The organism is Pseudonocardia sp. N23, assembly GCF_002583555.1.
GTDB lineage: Bacteria > Actinomycetota > Actinomycetes > Mycobacteriales > Pseudonocardiaceae > Pseudonocardia.
The window spans coordinates 1-7,588 of record NZ_BEGX01000040.1 but is presented as its reverse complement, the minus strand read 5'-3'; the positions used below and the strand labels follow the sequence as shown (position 1 = coordinate 7,588).

At 64.4% G+C, this 7,588-nt stretch carries 6 protein-coding genes and 1 pseudogene; 2 read left to right on the top strand and 5 right to left on the bottom strand.

The features are described from left to right. Nucleotides 1–9 precede the first annotated feature (9 nt). Complete coding sequence (locus tag TOK_RS34695; protein WP_216361954.1) at nt 10–156, top strand: transposase; 147 nt, start codon at nt 10–12, stop codon at nt 154–156. 1,087 nt (nt 157–1,243) lie between these two features. Here the strand turns inward: TOK_RS34695 and TOK_RS34910 are convergent. The 5 genes and pseudogenes from TOK_RS34910 to TOK_RS12040 all read right to left on the bottom strand — a co-directional run bounded on the left by TOK_RS34910 (nt 1,244) and on the right by TOK_RS12040 (nt 6,442). Then, nucleotides 1,244–1,441 (bottom strand): ATP-binding protein, encoded by a 198-nt coding sequence (locus TOK_RS34910; RefSeq protein WP_305775558.1) that lies wholly within the window; start codon nt 1,439–1,441, stop codon nt 1,244–1,246. Nucleotides 1,442–1,574: 133 nt separating this feature from the next. Next, entirely contained in the window at nt 1,575–1,994 is a 420-nt protein-coding gene (locus TOK_RS34905) for an ATP-binding protein (protein ID WP_305775557.1), read from the bottom strand. Between the two features lie 61 nt (nt 1,995–2,055). Beyond that, a pseudogene (locus tag TOK_RS12050) lies at nt 2,056–2,511 on the bottom strand (IS21 family transposase); the annotation flags it as partial. Between the two features lie 190 nt (nt 2,512–2,701). Further along, complete coding sequence (locus TOK_RS12045; protein WP_216361952.1) at nt 2,702–4,210, bottom strand: IS1634 family transposase; 1,509 nt, start codon at nt 4,208–4,210, stop codon at nt 2,702–2,704. Nucleotides 4,211–5,272: 1,062 nt separating this feature from the next. Beyond that, on the bottom strand, nt 5,273–6,442 hold the full coding sequence (locus tag TOK_RS12040) for an MFS transporter (RefSeq protein ID WP_256387972.1): 1,170 nt from the start codon (nt 6,440–6,442) through the stop codon (nt 5,273–5,275). 434 nt (nt 6,443–6,876) lie between these two features. Between TOK_RS12040 and TOK_RS12035 the strand changes: the two genes are divergently transcribed. Next, on the top strand, nt 6,877–7,395 hold the full coding sequence (locus tag TOK_RS12035) for a flavin reductase family protein (RefSeq protein ID WP_253258334.1): 519 nt from the start codon (nt 6,877–6,879) through the stop codon (nt 7,393–7,395). Nucleotides 7,396–7,588 lie beyond the last annotated feature (193 nt).

Below are 7,588 nucleotides of genomic sequence, written 5' to 3'. Positions count from 1 at the left end.
CCGACATCGATCAGCCTCTCACGACACGCCGCGACTGCCGTTGCAGTACTAGCCACGGTTCAGGGCTGCGTGGTGCACCTGGCGCGGGCGACCCTGCGCTATGCGTCCAAAGCGCACTGGTCAGGGATCACCACGGCGTTGCGCACCGTCATATAGTTCCTCAGGTCGGCGCTCAGTAGTTCCTCAGCGGAAGGACGAGCGTGGCGTCGTGGGTGTGGTCCTCGCAGGCATGAGGCTGCCGCCGTCGGTTGGATCTGGCGGAGGCGCGAGTGGCGAGGAGAACGTTCGACGTGGTCGATGTGACCGAGATATTGATCCACTGAGCCCTTTCCACTTGGCTTCAGCCGGCGCGGATGAGGACGAGGAGGGCCTTGACCAGGCCGGTGGCCCGCAAGACGGTGAAGAAGTACGTGTCCCCGGCGTTGGCGGCGGGAGTCAGCCCGGCAGCGGCCGAAGAGCGAGTGGGAGCAGCTGGTCCGCGGCTGGTTCCCTGGTCTGGCGGACACGGGGCTGCGGCAGATCATCTGGCCGGAGTTCGACCGTCACCGCGATCTGATCGCTGAGCTGCTGGCCGCTGGGGTCACGAAGGCGACGATCCGGCAGCGGCCGCGCGACGAGCACGGGGTCGTGGCCTCGGCGGCATCGTTGAAGCGGTGGATCGCCGTGACGTTGCCCGAGCAGGGTGTCCGGGAGCGGTCACGGTGCTGTGTGAGGACCCGCCGCCGGCCGCGGAGGCGCAGATCGACTACGGGTTTCTCGGCTCGTGGAGCCGACCCGGTCGGCGGGCGTCGGCGGGGACGGGCGTGGGCGTTCGTGATGGTGTTGTCGTTTTACCGGCACGTATTCGTCCGCCCGGTGCTGACCATGGACCAGCACGCCTGGACCACCGCTCACGTCGCCGGGTTCGAGTTCTTCGGTGGTTGGTGGGTGTCGAACCTCCGATCTGGTGTTGCGGACGGGCAGGATGGGCGTTCCCGTCGAGGAGCGCGCGTGGCCTGGCAGCCGCAGTTGGTACGAAGGGTCGACGCCGCGGGGAATCCTGCCGCGTCGCTGGGGCATGCGCCGGTGGACGACTACCTAGAGTTCGTCGCCGCACGGTGCCGCCCGAACACGTTGCTGGCCACCGCCTATGACCTGATGGTTCTGTCAACCGAAGCTGGCCCCGGCATGACGGAGGAATCTGGCTCCAGTGATGTGCTCAGGTGGCGGGGTCGACGCGTGCGGCTCGGGCATGGGCCAGTCGTTAGGAGCTGGTGCCGGTCTCGAGGATGTTCCCGGCGAAGGTGAGTCTGTCCACGATCGCGGCGCAGAGTCGCGGGTCGGTGAAGGTCTTCGTCCAGCCGGAGAACGACTCGTTCGACGCGATCGCGACGCTGGCGGTCTCCTCTCGCTCGGTGAGAACCTGGAACAGCAGCTCGGCGCCGCGGCGGTCGAGTTCCATGTAGCAGCTCGTCGATGCAGACCAGATCCACCCGCCCGTAACGGGTTATCATCCTGGCGAGCTGGCGTTCGTCGGCGGCCTCGACGAGCTCGTTGACCAGCTTCGCGGCCAGGGTGTAGCGGACCCGGAACCCCTACTGGGCGGCGGCGGTGCCGAGCGCGATGAGCATGTGGGGCTTGCCGGTGCCGGAGTCACCGATCAGACACAGCGGCTGGCCCTTGCGAACCAGTCGCAGCCGGCGAGGGTGTGGATCACCGCGGCCGGGAGTTGGGGGGTTGGCGTCGAAGTCGAAGTCGTCGAGCCACTTCTCCCGCGGGAACCCGGCAGCCTTGATCCGGCGTGCGGACCGGCGCCAGTCGCGGTCGTCGCACTCGGCCAACAGCAGCTCGGCGAGGAACCCGGAGTAGGTCAGCTGCTCGCGCTGCGCCGCAGCGGTGGGCTCGGCGACCCGGGCCCGGATGGTGGGCAGCCGCAACGAGCGACAGGCCTGATCGACCGCGGCCTGGGCGGCCTGCTCGGTCATCGCGCGGCTGCGCAGCTTGGGCTGGCTCATGACACCTCCGAACTCGATGTGCTCGACATCCCGATGCGGTGGGCTTCTCGCCGGTCGTGGCGGTACAGCGGGTCAGCAGCTCGTCGTAGGCGTCGACGGTGGGTAACGGCCGCCGATCCGGTGGCAGCCCGGCGATCACCGCGGCCGGGTCGTGCAGGCGCCGTTGGGTTAGGCTCACCACCCGGGCGGCGGCTGGCTCCAGGGGCCGTGGGGTGGCTGTCTGCATGTCCGGCTGGATGAGAAGCTGCGGCCTTGCGGGCCTCGACCGCGACGACGTCGGCCGAGACCGCGCCGACCGAGGCCGCGGCATGCAAGCCTGCCAGGACACCTGGGCGTGGCCCAGGTAGCGGTGCAGGAGCAGCACCTCGATCAACGCCCGGGTACCGCCGGCGTCGCCGAGCGCGGCCCAGAACGCCTCATGCGCCGGGGTGAACGCCCCTGACTCGCGGGCCTGAGCCAGCGCGGTCGATCCCGGCAGCGCGCCGGGCTTGCGCTCCAGGATCTCCAAGTAGTGGTCCTGGCCGTTCTTGTAGACGTTGTAGCCGCGGCTCCAGTTCACGCCGGTAGTGCGGTAGACCTCGACCTCGCGGCGAGCGGCGTAGACCGACCAGCCCCGCGCGATCAGCCATAGGAACCGACGTCGTCTCTACGACTGCGGCCGACCCCCAGGCCGTCCACGGCTGCATCCAGACCTGAGTTGCACAGGTTTAGTGCCCCGGCGCGTTGATGGCGGGGAGCCGGTCGAGCAGGACGCGCGCGTCGCCGACGATCTGCGGGGTGGCTGTGATCGGGTGTCCGCCGACGTCGACGCGGACGGTGCGTAGCGGTTTCAGCGTTCGGACGAGCTTGCGGATCGAGGCGCCGGTGGCCTCCTGAAGGTGGCGGGAGACAGCCAGGGCGGCGAACACGACGGTGAGGTGGGCTTCGATGGCGTCGCGTTGCCGGTGGAAGATCGGCCGGGCACGGAGATCGCTCTTGGCCATCCGGAAGGACTTCTCGACCTGCCAGAGATCGTGGTAGGCCTCGACCACTGCGGCGCCGTCCATGGTGGACTTGGGGAGGTTGGTGACGTAGCCCTTGAGACCGGCGAGCTGACGGGCCCGCTCGACCAGGCCCCAGTCGACCTCGGCGTCTCCGGAGTCGAGACGGACGAAGCGGTCCTTCTTCAGCGGCCGCTTCCCGGCGGCGACCTTCTCCGCCCGGTCGACCATGGCGTTGATCGCCCTGTCGTCGCGCTTATGTCGAGCGAACAAGTAGTGGTAGACCACCCTGCGCGACCGGGCGGCCTTGCCGGTGCCCATGACGCGGGTGGACTCGAGGTGCTGGCCGTCGGTGAAGGCGTTGCCGTGGCGTTCGAAGTGTTCGGCCAGGTCGTAGGGCGCTCTACTGATCCGAGACCCGACGATGAAGGAGAACTTCTCGTCTTCCAGCGCGTTCAGATTCTTCGCCGAGAGCATCCCGGCGTCGGCGACCACCACCATGTCCTCGACCTCGTGGCGGGCTTTGAAGCCGCGCAGGACAGGCAGCAGGGTGGATGTCTCGGCGGTGTTGCCCTCGAAGCAGGACACCTCCAGAGGGAAGCCGGACGGGTCGACGAGGAGCCCGACCTGGATCTGCGGGTCGACCCGGCGTTCCTTGCTCATTCCCACCTTGCGGAGCTTGTCCTCGTGTTCGGCCTCGAAGTGCAGCGTGGTGACGTCGTAGAGGATCGGCGACGCCGACCTCGTCCGCACCGAATGCGTGGCGCATGCCGAGGCCAACACCGCCCGGTAGTCCTGGGCGATGCAGCGGCGCAACGCGGCGGTGAAGGTGTTGCGATGCGGCGCGGCCACGCCGAGCTCGTCGAGGACGCCGACCGCGGCCTGGGTGCTGGTGGGCTCCACGATCCGGGCCAGCACCAGCGCCCGGAACGCCTCGTCAGCGACGGTGTCGAACCCGAGCTGGCGGTACGCGTCGGTCAGGACCTGCCACAGGACCTCGCTGGCTGACCCGGTGACCGTCGCCCCACCCGCGCTCGCCCTCTCGGCCGCCGGCAGGTCGAGGGCCTGCTGACCTGCATGGATCCGGTCACGAGCGGACGCCACCAGCACGGCGAGCGCGGCGTCGTCGTGAGCGGAGCCGATGTGGGCGACGATCCTGCGCACGCCGTGACGCTTCTCCACGATCTGCACCGCCGTGGCCCCGGAAGCGGTCTTGACCTTCCGGACGTATGCCACCCGCGCAGGCTACCGATTAGTGCCCCGAATCCTCAGCCGACAACCCGCTCACCAGCATCAACACCAGACAGGTCCCCGACACCTGTGCAACTCGGGCCAGACGACAACACGTCCCTGCGGTTCAGATCCTGCCGTGATGAGTCGCCCGAGACTCGGTGCGCTCATGCAGCGCTGAGACGATGGCGCCGGTGAGCTCGGCCTCGATCATGCCTGGCAGATCGGGTTCCTTGGCGAGAACACGCAGAGACTCACGCCGGTGGCCCTCCCACACGCTCAGCCTCGCCGGAAGGGCCCGGGACTTCCACCACCAGCGGGGACGCAGCCTAAGGTTCGGCAGCTGGGGTCCCAGAAGTTGCTGATCAAGACCTAGCGAACCTGCATTGTCAGCCGCCCGGAGCCCGTCTCAACGCAGCGACACGACACCACTCCCGTGGTCGAGCACGCCCTCACCTGCTCTCCATTCGGAAGAACAACAAACGGCAGACGGTCAAGAGCTTGATGGGGAAGACTGCATTGCTCTCGCGACAGGGCCCCAGTACCTGCAGAATGCACTGATTGCGGCGGGATCATCCGCCAGTAAATGGAGAGTCGGGGCGGGACAATACCCACCGCCTGCAAGGATTAGCGGTCGCAGGAGGCTGTCGGCAGTCCGACTCTCTTCCGGCCAACGGCCCACACTTATCAAGAAAACGAAGGCGCCCCGCATATGTATTCTAGACAGTACGGGGAGCAAGGCGTCATCCAGACGACCAGCAATAGCGAATGCCCCAACAACCAGGATCCTTGTGCCGATTCCCTCTCCCGTAGACGTCGTGGCAACGTCGCAGCCAGCGAGTGTCGCAGCGAGTCGATAGGCAGCAGGCCTCGCCGGACTTGAGTCACCTACCAGAACTGCTACACCCATGTCGGAACAACCTTGAGCACATGGTCTCCATCCGGAAACTTTCACTTAATCATGCAAGTCGAATTTAGAGCGAGACAATGCTTCCATTGACACTACGACACGTTCATCGCTTTCCCTCAGATTCGCGGATGATTGCGGCGACCCAGCCTGGCGGCTTGCTATATAATTCTCGGCTCAACGACTTGATTGCGACCTGCGAGATAGCTAAACACTGCTTGGGGAATAAAAAGCAAAAGAAGAGCGAGGAGAGGAGCAGTCCATCCGCCACTAACATCATGCATAGCTCCCACAATGAATGGCCCAGCCGCCGCCAGAGTATAACCAACGCACTGAGCCATGCCAGACAGCTGTGCCGCGTGATGGGAGTCGTAGCTGCGTAGACCGATGTATGTCAGAGCCAGGCCAAGTGCAGCACCAGAACCCAGTCCCGTTACTATCGAGGCGAAGACTTCTAGCCCCGGCGCTAGCATGAGAGAGACGCCAAGGAATCCGACGGCAGTAACCAGTAAGGCGAGGATGCGCTGATCTTTTGCTCGGGTTGCCAGAATTGGCGTCACAATACTCCCCACCAGTCCGGAAACACTTACAATCGATACGAGGACCCCCGCAAGTGTAGGCGACCATCCTCGGTCCATGAAAATTTCTGCGAACCAGGCAGATCCTGCATAGAATCCGAGTGATTGCAGACCCATATAGCCCGCTACATGCCAAGCCAGCGCACGTCGAGCGATGCTCCCAACCCGTGGTCCATGCGAGGTGCGCTTTCCTGCCCGCTGCAGCTGGGGAATCCAGCAAATAATGCCCAGCCCCGCCCATAGGGCCCACGCCCCCAATGCAGCATGCCAACCCAATCCTGCTGCATCCGCTAGAGGCACGGTCACTGCAGCTCCGAGGCCGCCGCCCAGCGAAATTGCTGCCGAGTAGACTGCGGTCATCTTCCCCAGATTATGAGTGAAGTCACGCTTTATCATCGCAGGAAGAAGAACGTTTCCCGATGCGATTGCAGCGCCGATAACGACCGTGCCAACGTATAAAGTTACCTGGCCTGGGAGCATCCGCAGTAGGCACCCTGCCGCGATCATGGTTAGCACCCCGAACAGGGCTCTTTCCAGTCCAACAAGACGAGCAAGCCGCGGTGCCACGGGAGCCAGGAGGCCGAAACATAGAACGGGGAGAGCGGTCAACAACCCGCCAGCAGTGGCAGACATAGAGAGCTCGATGCGAATCTCCGGGAGCAACGGGCCAACGCCGACGACCGCCGGACGTAAGTTGAGTGCTACTAACACGATTGCAGTGCTAGTTCGCCACGGCGCTCTCAGAATATGCATTCTGGACTTCGAGAGCATCACTGGTGCTGCTCCATTAGTGAGGCGATAAACTGGGTGTGCTAACGGTGCAATTTGAGCCAGCCTCCGAAGCTACCCTACCGAGAGGCAGTTCCGATATGGCTGGCCCTGCGTCTAGCGCAAGCGGAGCCCAAGAGGGCCTGCATGCAGGATTCCCTCTTCTTATATCTCGGCTTCAAGTGTCGATCCGTCAGACAGAACTTCGGCGAGCTCAAGTTCGGGCGCGCTATCCTTTCTTAGGGTCATCACCCCTGAATTTTAACGCGGGAATGGCCACATACAGCCACGGCAGGGAATGATCGGATCCGGTCGATAAGTGATCACTGTCCAGACTTGCTAGGGCGGCATCAACTGGACTTCTCATTCAGTGAGAACGTGTCTTATGCTTCCTACTCGAGTCATCTATCATCTACGGGATGACCGGTCCGCGTATGGCCGCTAAAACTTACCCGAACTCAGTCGACGCCGCTGCTATGCGGGAAGTACTGGGCCACTTTGCCTCGGGGGTCGTCATTGTGACGGCGGCCGGTCCAGAGGGGCCGATAGGCTTCACTTGTCAGTCGTTCGCGTCGTTGTCCCTGGAACCGCCGCTAGTAAACTTCTCACCAGCCCGCTCATCGACGACCTGGCCGCGGATACGCGAAGTCGGCACCTTCTGTATCAACATCCTCGCCGCCGACCATCAGCACCACAGTGCCGGGTTCGCACGCTCCGGCGTAGACAAGTTCATTGGGGTGAGCTGGCATACGGCGCCTTCTGGAGCCCCGATCCTCGACAATGTGAGTGCCTGGGTCGACTGTACGCTGGAGCATGAGTACGACGGCGGTGATCACACGATCGTCGTCGGCCGAGTCCGCGACCTAGACGCGGACAAGTCTCGCTCGCCGCTGCTGTTCCACCGTGGCGCCTATACACTGATCGCTGATTCACGCTGAGCCCTTTCCGCTTGGCTTCAGCCAGCGTGGCTGAGAAGCAGGACGGTCACCGCCATTGCCTTGGACAGGCTCGGGGGGAGGACCTGGATCGCCTCGGTGATGTAGCGGAACACAAGTCTGTCGTCGTATTGATGCCTTACTAGCCCGGGCTCTTCATGGTGGGCCGGGCGGTAGGTGACCCCCGAAAGAAGAA